Genomic DNA, 18,828 nt, shown 5'->3' on the forward strand with positions numbered 1-18,828 from the left:
GAAAAAACGTCGAGGAGTTTGCATCCGAAAAGAAACCCAAAAGTGTTCCGTCTGTGTGCTAACAATCGCAACAATAGTGAACGTCTCGCAACAAGACCTGTACGCAATACCAGTAGCGCGCCCACAAAGAGCGATCAACTAAGCAGTTAGGTCAGTTCCGCTAAACGCGCGTATACTATGCGTTGTTGCCACGACTGAAAACCGGCGCGCAGGTAAGCGTTCTTCGCGGGCGCGTTTTGTGAGTCTACTGCCAAGACCAGTCGCGCAGCACCGGCTTCTGCTGCTTGCTGAAGCGCATGACGGATGATCGCACCTGAGTAGCCATGCCCACGGAACTCGGGCACAACCCCCATGTAAACGAGTTCCCACGTTCCGTCAGCAGTTTGGCCTTCTTGTGGGTGACCTCCCGTATGATCGGCAAGGATTAGCACCCCGATGGGCTTTTCTTCCTTCTCGACGACATACCACTGCTCGGGCATAAACGTTCCCTGCTCGCGGTAGCCGGCGATCACGTCGCCTAGGTCACGCACGTTGTTGAGTCGCGGGCAATCTAGCGTTTTCTCGTAGGTATTGGCGATGAGTTCAGCCAATAACTCGGGGTGACCGTTGGCGTTTGGCCGGAAGGTGAGGTTCTCTTCCGAACGGTTCGTGACTGGGTCGATAGAGTTAGATTTCTGAGTGGCTGGATCGGCCCACAAATAATCGAGATCGGCGAGGTGGCTGATGCCGACTTCAGCAAGAATTGCCTCATCGGCTTGCTCTCCCTCAATCAATAACATCTGCACCAGTTGCAATTCTTGTTCTGTGGCAAACTGCACAGCCGCAAAGAGGAGTTCCCTAGTATGCGGATGAGCGAAATCAGGCGGCCAGAGGACGCCTGTCTTGCCGGGCAGTTCTTGCAACCACACTGCTGCTGGCTTTGCCGCGCTCAAGTGGAGATGAAAAAGCCCGGCGAAGGCCCGATCTCCCTTGGCTTGTTCGCTGCGGAGCGAATCGACCAGCACTTGCTGCTGGGAGGGCGGCAACCCGGCATTGAGAATACGAAGCGCCTCGGGGCGCTGCAAGACTGCACAACGAACGACTTGCGGGTCAGAATCTATGGGGCTGCCAGACATGTCTAGCAACTTACCCCATCCGCTATGCAATCCACTAGGTCAGCTACACTGGCGATCACCATAATTGATTGCGGCTGTCAAGATTGTCAGCTTGATCCTTTGGTATGCGGCTGCGAGGGAAGAAAGCTTTCCAACCGTCGCGCTGTTTTTCTGCCTTTTCCTTGGACGAAAGGTTCTGTGAGGCCCCCTGTTTTGCCTCTGCAGCCTTTCTCTCAGCGGCTGCCTTCGCTTCCGCTGCTCGAATGTCTGCATCGTTCACTTTGGGCAAAGGAGGCAATGCTCGTACAAGCGGCTGGGCGACATCGGGGCGCTGAAGAGTCAACTCCACGTCATAGCTCTGATGCGGCGTGCTTGCCCACAGCACCGGGGCTGGGCGCGTGCGCAACTCACTGATGATATCGTTTCCATTTTTCAACTGATAAAGCTCCTCACCGGCGATTGCCGTAGGCTGGCGCACAAGCCCGTATCGCTGAGCAACGAGGTTCACCAATAGGGAAGTATCTCCAGTACGCCCCCTAAAATTGAGCCGATGCACGTGCCCGTTCGCACCAAACAAATACGTGAGCGATCCGGCAACGTCGTGCAGCTGCGTTCCTGTAACTAGGGGTACACGAACGCCGAATAGATTCAGCTGAGAAGTGGTCGTACTCTTGCGAGCCCAACGTTGATATACCCACTCCTTGTTCACGTCCATTCGCAACACTTCCTCCACAGAAATGGCCGGAATGAGTTCCCGTGCAGTGTCCGTTGGGGAGATCAAGGCCCCGGGACCTTGCTTTGAATCGGAAAAATTGCGACGTCGGGCGTCAGGTAGCGTGGAAAAATCAGCAGCGCCAACAGAATGTTCCTGGCTGCTGCTTTTCCAGGGCACGGGTAGCCCATCGGTACCATTGGTAGCAACGTAGGGAACAGCCACAGAGGCAGCCAATAGCGTAGGCAATGCGAGAGTGCGAACGAGCATGAAGCCGATCTTTATGGAGAGGGTGACTTTTGGGGCAAAGTAGTATGCGGGCAACGTAGAGGGCAGGGCGTTCTGGTATCCTTAATTTCGACACAACAGGGCCACGACTCCGCTGTAAGCCTCTGTGCCGCTTGAGACTCTGTGACACGAACCAACGGGAACTTTGTGCAGTCTCGTTCATTCCTCGCAACCCTCCCACTGAACCCCGCAGTACCGATACAGGCCGACCGTAAATGAGCGAGTTAAACGAACTTGACGATTACTCGTGGCTTACCGGCTACGAGGCAGAGAGGCTGCTGACAGACTTTGCCGGTGATACCCGACCTCTTCACAATCGCATCACGGCCCTGCGAAAAGTACTATCCCCCGAGCGAGCGAGACTAGTTAGCGAGCAAATCGACCTGCGAGAACGAGCCCAAATGAAGTTTGGCGAGTTTGCCAACAGGATGTTCTTCACCTCGGTTCAACTACAGCAAGCGACGGATCTGTGGGTGGCCCGCTACAAAGCGCAGAGATTCGACACGACCCCCAGCACGAACTCAATGGCAGACTACTGTTGCGGCATCGGAGGAGACCTAGTGGCCTTCGCCCAGCGCGGTTCCACGGTTGGTTGGGAGCGCGACCCGGGCGTGGCCCTACTCGCAGAGGCGAACCTTCGCGTCTTTGGAAAGGACTCAGAATCAACCATCAAGATTGGCGACGTCGAGCAAGTTGATTCGCCCAGCGGAGCTTGGCACGTTGATCCGGATCGACGCCAGAACGAGCGTCGCTCCGTCCAGGTCGAATTCCACGCGCCAAGTCGTGTGACGCTAGATCGCTGGATAGACGCGTACCCGAGTGGAGCAGTGAAACTCGCACCGGCTGCATCTCCTCCCTTAGAGTGGCAAGAGAAAAGTGAGCAAGAATGGATCAGCCGCGGGCGAGAGTGCAAGCAACTCCTGCTGTGGTTCGGATCGCTGAGTAAGCATCCTGGAAAACGGCGAGCGACACGCATTCAGAAAGGTGCAAAGGGGGAATTCGACGTGTCGACTTTCGCCGGGAATCCCGAGCTCGCCAATTCGGCTGTGGAGCAGCCGGCTCGCTTTGTCTTTGATCCCGATCCCGCGTTGATTGCTGCCGACTTGACCGGCGCCTGGGCAAATCGGCTGATTCTGGCAACGCTCGGTCCTGGTGCCGTCTATTTGACGGGCGACACGTTGCCAGAAACTGAGCTACTCACTCCTTTCGAGGTGTTAGAAGTCTTCCCTTTGAAGCCGAAAGCGATTCGTGAGCACTTGAAACAGCACAAAGTCGGACGCGTAGAGATCAAAGTACGCGGGGTCGATGTGCGACCCGAAACGTTCCGGCAGTCGCTCGCATTGAAGGGCAATGGGCAGCGGACACTCATTCTTACAAGAATCGGACCTCGCGAGGTAGCAATCGTCGCAACGCGCATTGAGTGAGGTTCGCGAAGCAAGATCCCCCACTAACCAAATTGCAAGAGGGCAGTTAGAATGGGGCTTCCGCACCAGTCGACGAATACCGTTGAGAGAAACCCATGAAACTCGCCTTTAGTTCCAACGCCTACATGAACTTCTCCATTGAGGAGACCATCCGGCGTGTTGCGGAGATTGGGTACCGCGGTATTGAGCTGTTGGCCGACGTGCCACATGCTTGGCCGGCCGGTCTCTTGCCAGAACGCAAAGAGTCCATCCGCAAGGCCTTGGACGATGCGGGGCTTACCATCTCGAACATCAACGCCTTCATGATGAATGCCGTGGCCGATCCCAGACAGCCGTACTGGCACCCAGGCTGGACTGATCCCGATCCGCATTATCGAGCGATCCGCCGCGAGCATACCAAGCGGGCTTTGCATCTGGCAGCCGAACTGGGCGCCCCGCACATCACAACCGAGCCTGGCGGTGAACTTCAGCCGGGACAGTCTCGCGAGCAAGCCTCGGATATCTTCTATGAAGAATTGATGCCTTGCCTGGAAGTCGCCGAGCAACTTGGGATCGGACTACTGATTGAACCTGAGCCCGACCTGTTGATTGAGAAGTTCGGTGAGTACCTCGAGTTTGTCGATCGCCTGGACTCCTCTCGCGTGGGTCTGAATTTTGATGTCGGACATGCTTACTGCGTAAACGAAGACCCGCAGGATTGGGTTGCGAAGATGGCTGAACATACCGTCCACTACCATTTAGAAGATATCGCGGACACGCGGGTGCATGCTCACCTCGTCCCTGGAGAGGGAGCAATTGATTTCGCAGCTACACTCTCTGCCATTCAGACGACAGGCTACCAGGGCTGGTTAACGGTCGAACTGTACCCCTATGTGGACGAGCCGGATAAAGCCGCACGCGAGGCACGCGACTTTCTGCAAGAGAAGCTTCAACAAATTGGGCCTGAGAAAACAGCCGACGGGGAAACCGCCAGCGAATGAGTGAGCCCTCCAGCCAATTTGCGGCCTGGCGTCAGTTGTTTCGCATCGCGAATGTATTTACCGCTGTATCGAACGTATTGGCTGGGGCGATGCTTTCCGATGGCGATTGGCTGCCGGCGGCTCCCTTGTTATTGCTTATTGGTTCGTCCGCTTTGCTCTACACGGCGGGGATGGTGCTGAACGATGTGTTCGATTCGGACCTGGATGCAGAGGAAAGGCCCGAGCGGCCGATTCCTTCCGGCCGGATTGATCGACAACTGGCGGCATTTGTCGGCTGGGCACTGCTTGCCGGCGGGATCTTGTGTTCCGCATGGGCCAGCTATGAACTGGGAAGCATCGCAGCGGTGACAATCGCAGCGAGCCTCGCCGTGACGATCGTCATGTACAACGGTGGGCTGAAAGCCATTTGGGCGGGACCTTTGGCAATGGGTTGGTGTCGAGCCTTGAATGTGCTGCTAGGTGCAAGCCTCGCCGGGAACGAGATATCTGCCGCCGCATGGCTGTTCGCGGGAGCAATTGGCGTTTACACGATTGGTCTCACGGTGCTTGCTCGCAATGAAGTTGGAGACACTGAGAGATTGCAAGTTCGCACATCGGGACTACTGTTGCTAGCAGCCTTCGTGTTGCTGTTTCTAGTGTCATTTTTGAGGAGTCCCGGTGATCACGATATCGGCTGGTATTGGATCCTTGCTTGGGGATCGGTACTCGAATTGGCCGGGATAGCGTACTTTGCCGCCGTTAGATCCGACACACCGCAAGGCGTGCAACTTGGAGTGAAAAGGCTTATCCTGTTATTCATCGTGATCGATGCGCTCATTTGCCTACTAGCCGGAGGATGGGCGCCGGCGGGAATCGTGCTCCTGCTGTTAGTGCCCACGTTGCTACTCTCAAGAACTCATGCGATGACCTAGTTCGCGCTGAAGGCTGACGAATGCTACTTGGCTACAACACCAATGGACTCGCCCACCATAGCCTGCCTGCAGCGATTGAGCTGCTCGCAGGGCTGGGCTACCGGAGTGTGGCGATCACACTCGATCATGGGTGTTTGAATCCCTATTCACCCTACCATGAGAAAGAGCTTCAAGAGGCTTCCGGACTGCTGAAGCAGTACGGCCTCAGTAGCGTCATTGAAACGGGGGCACGATTCTTGCTCAACCCGAGTAAGAAGCACCAGCCGACGTTGCTCTCTCCACGTGCCGCAGGACGACCACGACGAATTGAATTCTTGCGGCACGCAATCGATACCGCGGCAGCGTTGGGTAGCGATTGTGTCTCGCTGTGGTCGGGCGCACTTCCCAAGGGAGACTCGCGCGAGAATGGCATGAGACGACTCGTTGAGAGCCTGAAAGCTGTTCTCGACTATGCCGAGCGTCGCGATGTGACTCTGGGCTTCGAGCCTGAGCCGGGGATGTTGATCGACACCATGGATGCGTACGGCGAGCTTATTGAAAAAGTGGAATGCCCCCGCTTGCAACTCACGCTCGACATTGGTCATCTGCACTGTCAGGGAGAAACGCCAATAGCGGAGGTTATCGAGCGCTGGCACGAGCGGCTTGTGAATGTGCATATTGAAGATATGAATGCTGGCACGCACGAGCATCTGATGTTCGGCGCAGGAGAAATCGATTTCCCAGATATTGTCGAAGCACTCGAGAGAATCGATTATCAAGGTGGCGTGCATGTGGAGCTGAGTCGCCACAGCCATGTCGGGCCTACCGCTGCCATGCAGGCGATCACGTTTCTTAAATCACTCCTAAAGACAAACCCGAAGTAGTTCAACAGAAGTTTACAAAGAGAAGTTGGAAATCCACTGTGTCTGAATATGTCGTCTTACTGTCTGTGCCCGGTTTACGAGATCAGGATCTTGCTCACATGCCGCTGCTTAGCAAGCTGGTCGATGGCGGAGACCGTGCAACACTAGCGGCCAGTCTTCCGGCGGTTACTTGTCCCGTGCAAGCGAACATGACCACCGGCACCCCACCCAGCGAGCACGGCGTAGTCGCCAATGGATTCTACTGGCGCGAATCAGACTCGCCTAAGCGTGGCACCGTTGAGATGTGGACCGCTGCGAACGACTGTATCGAGAGGCCCCAGCTCTGGGACGTACTTCATGAGCAGGACTCCCAATTGACCTCGGCCGTCTGGTTCCCGTTGCACAGCAAACAGTGCGGCGCAGACTACGTTTGCACGCCCGCACCAATTCACAATCCCGATGGCAGTGAGTCGCTCTGGTGCTATACGAAGCCGGAGGCACTTTATGGCGAGCTGCGCGACGAGTTTGGGCATTTCCCGCTACACCACTTTTGGGGACCGACTGCGGGAATTGCCTCGACCGCTTGGATCGTATCTTCGGCCATCCATGCTGCTAAGCAATACAAACCGAACTTGTTTTACGTCTACGTGCCCCATCTCGACTACGCCGCACAAAAGCACGGCCCTGACAGCGAGCAAGCGATCGCCGCGTTAGGCGAACTTGATAACGAGATCGGCCGCCTCGTTGAGGGCTTCGCAGATGCTTATTCACACGAGAACCCACTGTGGCTAGTGGCCAGCGAGTACGTCATCACACCAGTAAATAACGTGAGCTATCCCAATCGTGCACTACGCGAAGCAGGGCTACTAAAGGTATGTGATTCTGAGCATGGCGGCGTGATCGACTATGCCGCCAGTGATGCCTGGGCGCTGGTCGATCATCAGTTTTCCCACGTGTTCTTGAGCGAGTCAGCTGACCAAGATCACATAGCGGAACTACTTCGCAGTCTATCTGGCGTCGCGGATGTATTCGCGCCTGCAGAACGTGCTGAATATGATCTGAACCACCAGCGAAGTGGCGATCTTGTCGTGGTGAGCCACCCCGACAGTTGGCAGGCATACTACTGGTGGGACGATGACGAGAAGGCGCCAACTTTTGCCCGGACAGTCGACATCCATCGCAAGCCGGGCTACGACCCGGTGGAGTTGTTCTTTGACGCGGAGAAAAAGTGTATTCCGCTAGATGCCACATTGGTGAAGGGCTCCCATGGCGCACCGGCCATGGAGGATGCTCAGCGGGGCGTGTTGCTATGCAGTCAAAAGGGGGTGTTTGTGGAGCGCCCGTTGGCCGATATCGACGTAGCGGATATCGTGCTGCGTCAATTTGGCATTTGACTGGCACGCCCCTACACTCAAGCCGCACTTCGATAAGCTTCCTCGCTTGTATCGCTAGTTGCCATTGGTAGATCGCTAAAGAACGTCTTGCCCTGCAATGCGGCGAGCTCAATCCGTACGCGTGGCTTGTCAGTCAAGGCTTTCATTGCTGATTCTTGCCTGCCTTGAAATCCACCGTCGAAATCCCCGCGGATTTTTAGGGAAAGCGTGAGTTGCATTCCAGCGGTCGTCAATGGCGAGAGATTGAGCGGCAACTGCAACGAAGTCTCAGGATCTTGCCATGTACGTACGAAACACTCTTGCCAATGATCGTCCGCCAATTGCAGCCACGCACGGACTTTCAGCAACGCATTCGGCAATGAACTGTTGTTGACTGTCGCAACGGCAACTCCATATTTTGCTACGACCTCGCCTTCACCGGGGCGGCAGCGTTGATAAGCCTCGGGGTCCTCCTGTGGCAAAGGAACATTCCCCCAGTGCTCGCCCACGAGATGAACTTGCAACTGGGCACGCTCTCGATTGGAACGTACGAGCCAAAAGTAGGCTGTCGAACTGAGTGCCAGGAGGGAACCGCCTAGGCTAAGCGCTTCTTTGGTCGATTCGATGTCAAACATTCATTTCCTCGCATGTTTGGATAGCAACAGGCGAATCGTAAGAGCACCTAGAAGAACCGTCAACGCGGAGCAGGCTCGCAACCGCATTTGCTAGCAGTGGGTTTACTCCGGAACTTGGAAGTTGAATCCACGGCTTTGGCTAAAAAACTCGATCGGGTTGTCGTAGACGACGCGGCGAATGAGCGACTCCGCATGTCCCCGGCGGCGCATTTCCAGGAGGAAGTCAGGCACGGCGGTTGGCTTCGAGGGGCCCCAGTCGCCGGCTGAATTCACCAGCAGGTGATCAGGCCCGTGCATTTCCACCATATCGGCGGCTCGCTCGGGGGTGCATTTGCTCACTGGATAGAGCGTCATGCCGGCCCAGAAACCTGCGTCAAGCACGGGGCGAATCGTGTGTTCTTCCACGTGATCGACCAGCACCCGGTTGCGATTGATTCGCTGGTCTCCTGTGAGCATATCAAGAATCATGCGCGTACCCTGGTGTTTGTCTTCCAGGTGGGGCGTGTGAATGAGTATCTGCTCGTTGGTCTCCATGGCGAGGTCGAGGTGCTCTAGAAAAATGGTCGCCTCGTTCCGCGTGTTCTTGTTCAACCCGATCTCGCCGATACCCAGCACCCCTGGGCGATTGAGGAACTCAGGGATCATGGCGATGACTTCGCGAGAAAGCTCTACATTCTCGGCTTCTTTGGCGTTGATGCAGAGCCACGTATAGTGCTGGATGCCGTATTGGGCGGCACGGCTAGGCTCGAAGCTGGTGAGCTGCTCGAAGTAGTCGCGGAAACCATCGACGCTGCCCCGGTCATAACCGGCCCAAAAAGCGGGTTCACTGACGGCCACACAACCCATCTTTGAGAGGGTTTCGTAGTCGTCGGTCGTGCGAGAGACCATGTGAATGTGTGGATCGAAGTAATACATCAAATTATCTTAAAGGGAGGTTGGGGAAAGAAGAACCTGTTGTGATACTCCTAGAGCTGAAACTCACTCCGCCACTGATCGGAATACTCACGGCTGAAGAGCAACTGGATCTGTTCAGCGCGATTGCCAGTCTTGCCCAGCAAGTGACCAATAGCCTCGCTCAATAGCTCTCGCTGATGATTTTGCGGCAAGTCACCTTCCGCCCGATCGATTCGATCTAAGCAAGCGGCAATCTCTAGAACCTTGGCCCGTACGAGTAGAAACTCGCGTTGCAGAACTTCTTGCTTGTTCATGGAGGTCTCCAGGAAAGCTGTTTCTTGAGTGAGCGGCCAACGGTTCCCTAGTCCCCGGTGGGAAGCGAGTTTTGGATGATCCCCTGGGAGGGGGTCGAACCGTTCTACCGAATCTATCAATTGTGCCGACTTTGCTGGCCTGTGCAAACGAGTTCCGCTATCGAGAGCCGGTATGTGGTGATTTTGCAACCTACATTTGAGCTAGGAATTGCATCGAATTAGCCCAACTGGGGCTTCGTGGGCAGTCCGACAGTCCAGTCCAGCAGTCCAGTTTAAGAGAAGTGGCCAACGTGTCAGAAGCTCTCAATCTCACGATCGAAACGTTCGCTAAGAGCCGCAATCAGGCGGCTACGGATGCGATGATTGCTGCACTGGACACCGGCGATGTCGATTCCTTTAACGCGATCATTGCCGGCCTCGCGAAACGACGCAGTAAAGCAGGGCACACGGCGCTGTTGCAAATTTGGCATACCCTTTCCGACGATCAGAAAGCGGTTGTCGAAGAAGGGCGTGGACACATGGGAGGCGCCTTACGCGATGCCTTGCTCGCTGATAAACGACTCTTTGAGAACGCCTGCGTAGTGGCACTGCGATTTGGTGAATTTGACCTGACGCCCACCCTCATTACCATTGGCGAGCATCCCAGCAACCCAAGGGCGATTGAAGCCGTCCAAGTTGCGGTAAACTTAATCGCAAATCTCAACGTCATGCTGCACAGCCCACGTAGCGAAGACGACCATTGCGATCCCGAGGCAATGCGTCGTTACGTCCTCGAATCCCTAGATCGCTCGCTCAACCGCTTTCGCAAGCATAAACGGGCAGCACTTGTCGAGGCCTTCGTTTCCCTCTCCGGTGCCACCAGCAACACACTCAATACGATCCTCGACGATCCACGTCACAGCTGTTTTCAAACCGTAGTGAACACGCTTGGCAAGAGCATCAGTCCAGGGGTGATTCACCTGATATTTGAGTTTCTTAAATGCGAGAACGCACACGTTGTTGTGAGGAACATTGTGAGCAAACGATCGGATGCCGCATTCGTCGCCGCTCTGACCTCATTTGTGTCGACCACTCAGAACAAACACGTCACAGAGAATCTAAAGCACATCCACAATTACCACTGGCTTGAACCATTGAATACGCTTGCTGATCGTTTTGGTGAAGAGCGACTCGTAGCCATTGCCAGATTAGTAGAGCGCTCAGGCCTCAAAGAACCCGAGGCGCTTTCTTTCGTGGAAGCCATGTTGAAAACGGAATGCCAACCCGCGAAATCAATTGCCTGTGAGATGCTGGGGCGGTTCCGAAGTCAGCGGGCGAATCATGTGATTGTGCAAGCGATGGACAATCCAGAGCCAAAGGTCAGAGCAACTGCCATCCGGCAATTGTTAGATCGCAGCATTCCCGATCTCCTGACGAAACTCATGAAGCTAATCGAAGACCCCTGCGAAATAGTCCAAGAGGCTGCTCGGGAAGCATTGACGGAATTCAGCTTCGAGAGCTTCCTATCTCGCTACGATACGTTGGACGAATTGACTCGCCGAAACACAGGTAGTCTCGTGAGTCGTGTCGACAACGAAGTCGTGCCCAAATTGCGGGCTGAAATGGAAAGCCAAAGTCGTAAACAACGCTCACGTGCCATCGAGATGGCCGATAGTCTTGGCTTATTGGCTAAGGTGTCTGACGCACTGATTGATAGGCTTGAGGATGAAGACCATCTCATTCGAGTTGCTGCGGCCGATGCGCTGCAATTCTGCACAGGGACTGACGTTCGGGATGCGTTGATGGCGGCTCTCAAGGATCGCAGCACTGCGGTGCAAGCGTCTGCCCGTGCGAGCCTCATCTACCAAGGCGTTCCGGTAGCACCGGCCGCTCCAGTGCAAGGAGGTGTCTCATGAGCTATTCCCTTTTTGGCTATCTGATTCTCGCTCAGGGCAATCGACTGGAACAAATGGGTCGTGGCATGCGCGCCGCGCGCGAACGAGTTCAGCTGGTCGATCTGTGGCCGATGGCGTTGGCCTTGCTGGTCATCATTGTAGGTGTCACAGCGTACAAGGCCTGGAAGAAGCGAAACGACTTCCGTGAGAAATGTAACAACCCGAAAAAGCTGTTTCGCGAACTATGCGCGATTCACGAGCTCAATGTGAGCCAGCGCCTTCTATTGAGTTCACTTGCCGAAGCTTGCGAATTCGACCAGCCAGCGCAAGTATTCTTAGTGCCCTCGGTATTTGAATACAACGTACCAGCGAAATTATCCAGCAAGGCCGACCAGCTGCGCGCGTTACGGACGCAACTCTTCTAAAACGCTATACCGCTGCCGACTCGACGACTGGAGGGTCTTCTCGTGGGGGCAGCCAAGCAAGCTGCATGAGCATTAGCTGGCTGAGGGCGAATAGGCTGAAGTACAGACTACCGTTCTCTGTGAAGCCGTAGCTGTGCAGGCCTACGCTCAGCAGGTTCACTCCGAACCAGGACCAAGCGACTACGATATTGCCGAACACGGTTAGTGCGGCAAGCCCTCGCTCTCCAATCATCTTCCCCCAACGGGCGTGCAGCACAATGGCGTTCCAAATGACGATCATCATGGCGCCATTCTCTTTGGGATCCCAGCCCCAGAACCTCCCCCAAGAATCATCCGCCCACAATCCGCCCAACACGGTCCCAACGAAACTGAAAAGGATCGAAAAGCAAATGGCTCCGTAGGTCATGCGCGTGATCTGCTTGCGTTCGGCAGCGTTGAATCTCCCGAAGAGATTGCCGACCAGAAATATCAAGCCGAAGGCACCCGCCACAAAAGTAGTGGAGTAACCGAGAGTGATCGTAACCACATGGGTCGCGAGCCAAAACTGCGTATCGAGAACCGCCTGCATCACTTCAAACGTGTCATTCCCGTCTTCCGCCAAGTAGTAAGCAATTAGCAGCGAGGGGAAAGCAATGATCCCCGCCAGCAGATTGCCGATACCCATGCGGTAGAGTTTTTCGAAAATGAGCGCGAACAATATCCCGGCCCACCCGATAAACACGGCCGACGAGTAAAGATTTGTGACCGGAGGCCGGCCCGAGATGTAAATCCGGCAGAGCAGGGCGATCGTGTGCAAGCCGAACGTGAACCACAGCAGCCAGTTTGCAGAGCGATTGAAACCTTCCGACCAACCGAGGAGTGCCAAGCCGGCAAGCACGAAGGCAGCAACATAAAGCACATTGCAGTAGTAAAACGGACTGAGGTGATTGAAGTACGACTCGAACTTCAAACGTGCCAGCGAGAGTCGCTCAGCCGGCTTGCGGCCGACTTCGTCTGAGTTGGCACGCTCCGCTTCAAATTCTGCCTCGGCAGTTGCTCGAGCGGCGATAAGTTCTTGGTAGTCTTTCAAAGCCGCATTGAATCCAGGAGCATCATCCTCACTATAGGCGGCAAGAATCTCTTGGAATTGTTCGAAAGCAGGATTCTCCTTCTCCGGAAGCTTCAAGAGCTGGTTGATGCAATAGTCGCGCGCCGCCACGCATATGAGCTCCCACTGACCATCGGGCTTGGCGGGAGGAATTGGTCGCGGCGGGGAAGTCGACTTGCCACTAAGGCGGGCAATCCGCTCGGTTACCCCGTAGATTTGCAGCGTTCTCTCTACCAATTCCACGGGCGACTTGATTTGCGGCATCAGCTCACGGGCTTGCTGCAGAACCTTCTCGTCGATTATTGGCGCGGAAAACGAATCGATTAGTACCATGAGTCGTTCAACCTTCGAACCCAGCTCCATGAGCTTCTTTTGCGTTGGCTCCAACGGTTTGCCTTCCTCTTGCGCTTCTCGGGCCGCTTCTTGTGCTTCTCGCACTAGGCGATCGAGTTCCTTGCCCTCACCCGCTTCTTTCTCAAAGACCTCGCTAATGCTGTAGCGAAAGCCTTTCCTGGGCTCTAGACCCAAGGCGCTGATGATGTCGAGACTTTCAATCCTCAGACAGCGGTGATCTTTGAATTGCTCGTTTCGAGAGATGGCGTCGAGCAACCACTTAATGGCAGGCTCTTTCTTCTTCGTGCCGAAAAGGCGACCCGAGAAGGATTCTTTCGTTTCCGCCAGCTTAAGTTCCTCGCTCAGTGAAATTGCCCGCAGAGTATTTCTGGCAAGCGTATCGATCGGCTGCACGCGGCCGCCATATGCCACCGGTAATTGTCCGAATTCGTGAATCTGCATCTGTAACGGCGTGGTCTTCACCGGCCGTGCTTTGCCAACGATGTAGAATGCGAAGAATGCTACGATCAGTGCAGGCCCCCACATGCGCGGGGAAGACCAACTTTCAGATCCTCCTGTTTCGTAAGAACCGTCCAGTATTTCGTTTGTGGGAACTGCTCGCTGTTCTTTGTCGCGACGGCGAATGAAACGTAGCACGGCTCCGCCAAAGTGAACTAGCATGCCGGTCGCCACGATCATGCAGGCCACATAGGGAATCATCCAACCCGAGTTACTCACTGCCTGGAGGTCTGTGTAGGCTTCATTGTTAGGATCGAAGCTGGACTGATAGATCGTATCGCCACGATAGCGTAAGGGGTTATTCATCCAAATGGAGACTTCGCGCTCCACGCCCAACTCGGTATCGCTGAGCAGCACCTTGGACTTAAAACTCTTAGGCTTCTCCGTTCCAACGTATGTCTCACGCTCGAAGTCGAGCAGTTTCAGAGAGTAGGGTTTGTCGTACGGCTTTGGGCGGAAGCTGATGCTGTATTCTTGTTCCCCAAGCGAGACCAAACTTGGCCGCAGGCTTGGGTAGAGTGTGTACTTACCCAGCGAATTCCCAGAATTCTTCTCAAGCAGCTCAACCACAACCCCAGGGATGTCGAATGCCTGATTGGTATCGACGCCCGTGGAAGCGTTGACCTCTGAAAGCTTGTAAGCTTGACCGTTGCCTGCTGTGGCTGCGACTTGCTCGCCCGGCTGCGCGAGACGTAGCGTTGAGTTGGAGTAGTAGTTGAGCACCTTCACATCAAAGGGCAGGGCGTCGTCCTGAATGGTTTTCTCTTTGGCATCCGCTCGCTCATCGCCGCGAAGCAAAGCTTCCGGGGCGACGATTTCACGGTTTTGCTTGCCGGGCTTATTTTCTACAACCGCCAGCTCGAACGTGCGGAGGTCTTCCGCGTAGGAGACCGTCTCTCCCTCAACCATCCGGATGTGCGTTTCCACAGCAGTCAGCCCTGTGTGTAGCTCGCTGAACATCATGAGCCCAACCCCTGCGTGGAGCAGCACTACACCAGCACGCTTGGCGAATAGCAGCCAGCAGCCGGCCCACAGAATGAGACTCGCAGCGGTGGCCTGAATGAGCTGCCAGAGTATTCGTAAGCCCGACGGGTTAAGCTGCGCATCGGGGTTCATGAAAAGCCAAATCGTTCCCAACGTTAGAATGGCAGTGGCCGCTGCCCCCAGCCACCACATGGCGCTCGAGGCACTGCGATCTTTACTTGGATAGTTAATCGTGAGCAAGTAAATGGCAACAAGAGTGCCACCTCCCAGAGCAGCTTTCAACGCGGCCCATAGCTTATGGCAGAACTCTGCGGAGAGTTCGCTGCGAATCGTATCGTCCAGCCCGTTTCTAATAACCGCAAAAGTCACGAGACAGCCTACGAGAGTCAGCACTAGCCCACCAAGCAATCGGTTGCCCTTGGCTTGTACTTTGAAACGCAATCCATGCGCGGCGAGGAGATTGACCGTGAGCAGCGCACCTATCATCCATCCACCCGGGTAGGGAAAAGAGAAAATTGGGTCGAGATCACCGGGGAGGAAATCCCGCAGGTCAGGGTAAGCAATCCAGGTGCGAAAGTAGTACTTCACCACATGCCAGATATCGTAGTGACGTTGGGCGGTGGTGCCGGCGAGGATTAATACGAGCGACGCGGCGAACAGCGCGACCGTCAGCTTTAACGAGGACAACGGGAGTAGCGCCGTACGTACGGCTGCCCAGGTGGACTCTTCGCTGCGGTCCTTCACGACCGATCCGTTGGGTAAGCTACTAATATCCGTGGTTGCCATGATTGCTATTGAGTGTTTGGAATTTGATGGCGAATGATCAACCTATTGGCATGATACCGCAGCGAGCCTCGGTGAATAACATCGCCAAGGGGACCTATGGCGAAGTGGGAAACTGAAAGGAATCGAGGAATTCATTGAAATCTTGCTCGCTGTCTGCGACCGTGGATTTCTCGCCAAATAGTTTGAAGAACCACATGGTCCCTTCTCGCTCTGTCATGGCAGCGATGACCGCACCTTTTGCCTGGCTGTCCTCGTCGGCAATCAGGCGGATAAGCTTGCTTTTAACCCCACCGATTTCGCGATCCTCATACATTTCCAAGAGCTCGTCGCCTTCGCCTGTGACGCCCGTCCCACCGGCCCAACGCTGGGCATTGCCAAGCGGGTCTCTCATGCCCTCGGTAGCGGGGAACGTGGTCACCGTGATCTCTGCCTGTGTGGCATCGTCGCCGTTGCCTTCGCTTTTCTTCACGAGGGCAGCCTTACGCATAGAGTTCATTCGCCCCGGCTCCCAGCCTGCCGGCGTATCGTAGGAAAGATCGCTTGAATTGGGGGGCGATGACCCGGGAGACGATGACTTAGCAGGAGCAGTGGTCTTGCGTGCCGCAGCGACGCCCAACTCGCGCCAAGGTGGGGTGCTCTTGAAGTAACCAACCAATTCCACAAAGGTTGCCTCGCCGTCCTTGGTTGGCTTTGTGAGGGTGAGGGACTCAACCGTCGGTTGATCCACTGCCGCTTGCCCGAGCTGCCCCAGCCAACGGTTCACATTACTTGCCACGTATTTCGAGTCATTCTTACTGGTGACGGGAAGTCGCGTGATAGTCAAACTGAGAGGCACGGGTTCAGCAGGAATGCGAACCTCGGCATATTGCCCCGCTTCGCCGCGTGAATCAAACCAACCGGGCGGATTCTCCCAGTGGGGTGCGAGGGAATCTTGCTTCTCGTCTCGCGTGAATTCCAGGCTTGCTAACCACTGATTGAATGGCTCGCGAAGCCGTGTCGCATCAGCAGCCGGTGCGCTAAGCTTGAAGAACCAAGCAAAGCGCTGGACGGGCTCACTGCCCGCTTGCGGCTTCGCCACTTTGCCATTCGACTCGTCATTATCTGACGCGTTACTACTTGCTTCCTCGCGAATCACCACCGCAGCCAGAATGTGCTCTAACCCCGACTGATACGTCTGTAAATCAAAAGGCTTGGCCGGCGTTTCAGTGCGTGGTCGAGTTTGCACGAAAACAGTGGGTTCCTCCTGGCAGCCAGTGCTAACGAGCGCCATGAGCACAAGTAACATGCAAGCCTCGCCTACGAGGTTGCGTACGCGTGCCTGAGAGAACCAGAGATTGGGCATAGAACCAGTGATCGCGATCTTAAAAGATCATCGATCTCGAAGCGGCCTGGGGCAGCCAAAGGTGGGCGGGGGCTACTGCAGTCGTCGCAGTGCAATTGCGCCATTATATGCGGTCCGCGCCGCAAGCCTAGGCCATCACCGCTTGCGACTTAGCTGAGGTTGGCGATGGTTCGTGATGAAAAAGCACTTGCCAGGAGACAGTTGCTAAGCCGCGAGCGGCTATTTCAGGCCAAACATTCCTAATAAACCATCAAGCAAGGAGCTATTTAACGACGTCGTTTCATCCCAGCTCCAGATGTTACGAATCATGTCGGTTAGCAACATGATCGATAGCATCGAAAGCATCGCACAGCCGGCCAGTGACAGGATATTCCAAATACTGTAATCGCTATCGGAGCGGACGGCAGCAGCTCCGCCTCCGGCGTACACTCCCGCCCCCAGTTCGTCCATCGGTACAGCATCATCTTCGGTGAGCAGCACAGCATCGCCAGTATCTTCGGCGAAGGCATCCCCGCCGAGAATACCTGCATCGCTCGCACCGAAATCGTCTTCGACGGCATCAAGAGCGATGACTTGGGAGCTGCTATCGGGATCCTCATCGATCGCACCCTCGGAAAGCGGCGTGAGTTGGAAATCCTCATCTTCCTGTACAGCAGCCTTTTGACTGCCCCCAGCGGCAGGAATATCGTCGGCAACCAGCGAGAAATCAGGATCGGAATCGGTGCCGCCGAGGGACAGGGAACTAAGGATTGCCGAGCCACCCATTTCCAATGGGATGTCGTCGAGTGCTAAGCCGCTGTCAGAGGGCGATACCAAGTTGATGCCGCTATCGCCGCTGTTGAGTGTGACGTCGCTGCCGCTGCCGTCGGCGAGTACAAAATCGCTGCCGCTGCCTCCAAGGTCGATATCGGAATCTCCGACGGCCGAGTCACTCGGGGCAAGTTCTAACTCAAGTTCTTCCTCGACATTGGGGTCTGTCCCGTCGTCAGCAATTTCTAGCTCTAGATCGGACGGCACGGGGTCGGTGCCATCATCGGCTGCAATTTCTAAGTCAGAGGGCACGGGATCGGTTCCGTCGTCGTCCAGGGTCAGATCGCTATCAAGTTCTGCGCTCGGTTTTGGCGCTGCTGCTGCCGCTGCTTTCACCTTTGCAGCTTCCTCGGGAGAGAGAATACGGCTCGACTCTGCCTCGAGGTCGATTTCCAGCTCGTCCAGGTCTTCGAAGGCGCTCATGCCGCCCGATTCGTCGGTCAGCTCGTCCAACACGCCCGAGCCGGCGATCCCCGAGGAGAGTACGTCCGAGGCGCCCGGATCGGAAGCTAGTTCCAGTTCGCTGCCATCGGTGTCGTCCTCACTGGCTAGTTCAAGATCTGCATCTTCGAGCCCCAGTTCTTCCTTCCCGATAATCGTGCTCGCAGGTGCGGCAACCGACTCACCAAGCTCTTCTTCGCTCAGCAGAATAGAATCTGCGGGGTCGGTGGCATCCGGGTCGTCGATGATGACATCGCTCGCCTCGGCCAGTTCGATATCTTCCAGCTCGCCAAGTTCGAGAGAGCTTTCTTCAGCCTTAGAAGGAACAGGCTTCGACGCTTCTTTTGATCCCATATCGAGGTCGAGGCCGCTGCTTTCTAGGCTCAACTCTTCTGTATCAAGTGCCAGATCGTCGTCATCGGCAAGTTTCAGGTCATCGTCGTCTTCTACTTCGATGGGTGCGGAGGCTTCCAGCTCGTCATCAGGCACTAAGCCGATGTCACTGGGCGGCGCAGGCTCGGGGACGCCGTCGGCGGACATTTTCTCAATTTCGTCGCCACGGAACTTCCAGCTGCCGCCATCGCGATAGGCACGCAACTCGCCCGACTCGCGGAGCTGATTGAGTCGCTCCGAGGTGATGCCAAGCTTTTCCAGTGCATCTTCAAATTTCAGGAAGTCCATTGAAACCTCGGGCCTTTTTGCATGAACGGCTCCGCTACGAAGCGAAGTCGATCGATTAGGCTCGCGGCGCCAACTTCCG

15 protein-coding genes are annotated in these 18,828 nt (G+C 55.5%); 7 read left to right on the forward strand and 8 right to left on the reverse strand.

What is annotated here, in order from left to right; translation table 11 throughout:
- Positions 1-146: 146 nt before the first annotated feature.
- A complete protein-coding gene (locus HG15A2_RS14075) occupies positions 147-1,115 on the reverse strand; it encodes a GNAT family N-acetyltransferase (RefSeq protein ID WP_145060831.1) in 969 nt (322 codons plus the stop codon).
- 55 nt (positions 1,116-1,170) lie between these two features.
- On the reverse strand, positions 1,171-2,076 hold the full coding sequence (locus tag HG15A2_RS14080) for a DUF6690 family protein (protein WP_218931968.1): 906 nt from the start codon (positions 2,074-2,076) through the stop codon (positions 1,171-1,173).
- 233 nt (positions 2,077-2,309) lie between these two features.
- Here HG15A2_RS14080 and HG15A2_RS14085 point away from each other — a divergent pair, with 233 nt between their 5' ends.
- From HG15A2_RS14085 to HG15A2_RS14105, 5 genes are all read left to right on the forward strand, one after another.
- The gene (locus HG15A2_RS14085; RefSeq protein WP_145060833.1) at positions 2,310-3,518 is read left to right on the forward strand and encodes a THUMP-like domain-containing protein; all 1,209 of its coding nucleotides are present in this window, start codon (positions 2,310-2,312) and stop codon (positions 3,516-3,518) included.
- Between the two features lie 95 nt (positions 3,519-3,613).
- Positions 3,614-4,498, forward strand: a complete 885-nt coding sequence (locus HG15A2_RS14090) for a sugar phosphate isomerase/epimerase family protein (protein WP_145060834.1) — start codon at positions 3,614-3,616, stop codon at positions 4,496-4,498.
- Positions 4,495-5,409 carry a UbiA family prenyltransferase gene (locus tag HG15A2_RS14095; RefSeq protein WP_145060835.1) on the forward strand — a complete coding sequence of 305 codons (915 nt, stop codon included), beginning with the start codon at positions 4,495-4,497 and terminating at the stop codon, positions 5,407-5,409. The genes HG15A2_RS14090 and HG15A2_RS14095 overlap by 4 nt, the downstream gene beginning before the upstream one ends.
- A gap of 20 nt (positions 5,410-5,429) precedes the next feature.
- Positions 5,430-6,272, forward strand: a complete 843-nt coding sequence (locus tag HG15A2_RS14100; RefSeq protein WP_145060836.1) for a sugar phosphate isomerase/epimerase family protein — start codon at positions 5,430-5,432, stop codon at positions 6,270-6,272.
- A 38-nt stretch (positions 6,273-6,310) separates the two neighbouring features.
- Positions 6,311-7,645, forward strand: coding sequence for an alkaline phosphatase family protein (locus tag HG15A2_RS14105; protein WP_145060837.1), 1,335 nt, complete (start codon positions 6,311-6,313; stop codon positions 7,643-7,645).
- A 17-nt stretch (positions 7,646-7,662) separates the two neighbouring features.
- On the opposite strand, the gene HG15A2_RS14110 is transcribed toward HG15A2_RS14105, so the two are convergent.
- From HG15A2_RS14110 to HG15A2_RS14120, 3 genes are all read right to left on the reverse strand, one after another.
- Complete coding sequence (locus HG15A2_RS14110) at positions 7,663-8,259, reverse strand: hypothetical protein (RefSeq protein WP_145060838.1); 597 nt, start codon at positions 8,257-8,259, stop codon at positions 7,663-7,665.
- Positions 8,260-8,361: 102 nt separating this feature from the next.
- Positions 8,362-9,174: a TatD family hydrolase gene (locus tag HG15A2_RS14115; RefSeq protein WP_145060839.1), complete on the reverse strand. Its 813-nt coding sequence runs from the start codon at positions 9,172-9,174 to the stop codon at positions 8,362-8,364.
- Positions 9,175-9,224: 50 nt separating this feature from the next.
- Positions 9,225-9,467, reverse strand: a complete 243-nt coding sequence (locus HG15A2_RS14120) for a hypothetical protein (RefSeq protein ID WP_145060840.1) — start codon at positions 9,465-9,467, stop codon at positions 9,225-9,227.
- Positions 9,468-9,757: 290 nt separating this feature from the next.
- On the opposite strand from HG15A2_RS14120, the gene HG15A2_RS14125 reads away from it, so the two are divergent.
- Together HG15A2_RS14125 and HG15A2_RS14130 are read left to right on the forward strand one after the other, a co-directional pair.
- Complete coding sequence (locus HG15A2_RS14125; RefSeq protein ID WP_145060841.1) at positions 9,758-11,362, forward strand: HEAT repeat domain-containing protein; 1,605 nt, start codon at positions 9,758-9,760, stop codon at positions 11,360-11,362.
- Positions 11,359-11,766 carry a hypothetical protein gene (locus HG15A2_RS14130; RefSeq protein ID WP_145060842.1) on the forward strand — a complete coding sequence of 136 codons (408 nt, stop codon included), beginning with the start codon at positions 11,359-11,361 and terminating at the stop codon, positions 11,764-11,766. Before HG15A2_RS14125 ends, HG15A2_RS14130 begins: the two co-directional genes overlap by 4 nt.
- Before the next feature lie 4 nt (positions 11,767-11,770).
- Here HG15A2_RS14130 and ccsA read toward each other — a convergent pair whose 3' ends face one another.
- From ccsA to HG15A2_RS14145, 3 genes are all read right to left on the reverse strand, one after another.
- Complete coding sequence (gene ccsA, locus HG15A2_RS14135; RefSeq protein WP_145060843.1) at positions 11,771-15,475, reverse strand: cytochrome c biogenesis protein; 3,705 nt, start codon at positions 15,473-15,475, stop codon at positions 11,771-11,773.
- Between the two features lie 94 nt (positions 15,476-15,569).
- Positions 15,570-16,817 (reverse strand): hypothetical protein, encoded by a 1,248-nt coding sequence (locus tag HG15A2_RS14140; protein WP_145060844.1) that lies wholly within the window; start codon positions 16,815-16,817, stop codon positions 15,570-15,572.
- Positions 16,818-17,036: 219 nt separating this feature from the next.
- A complete protein-coding gene (locus HG15A2_RS14145; RefSeq protein ID WP_145060845.1) occupies positions 17,037-18,749 on the reverse strand; it encodes a helix-turn-helix domain-containing protein in 1,713 nt (570 codons plus the stop codon).
- Positions 18,750-18,828: the final 79 nt, after the last annotated feature.

This window comes from Adhaeretor mobilis (assembly GCF_007741515.1).
GTDB classification, from domain to species: Bacteria; Planctomycetota; Planctomycetia; order Pirellulales; family Lacipirellulaceae; genus Adhaeretor; species Adhaeretor mobilis.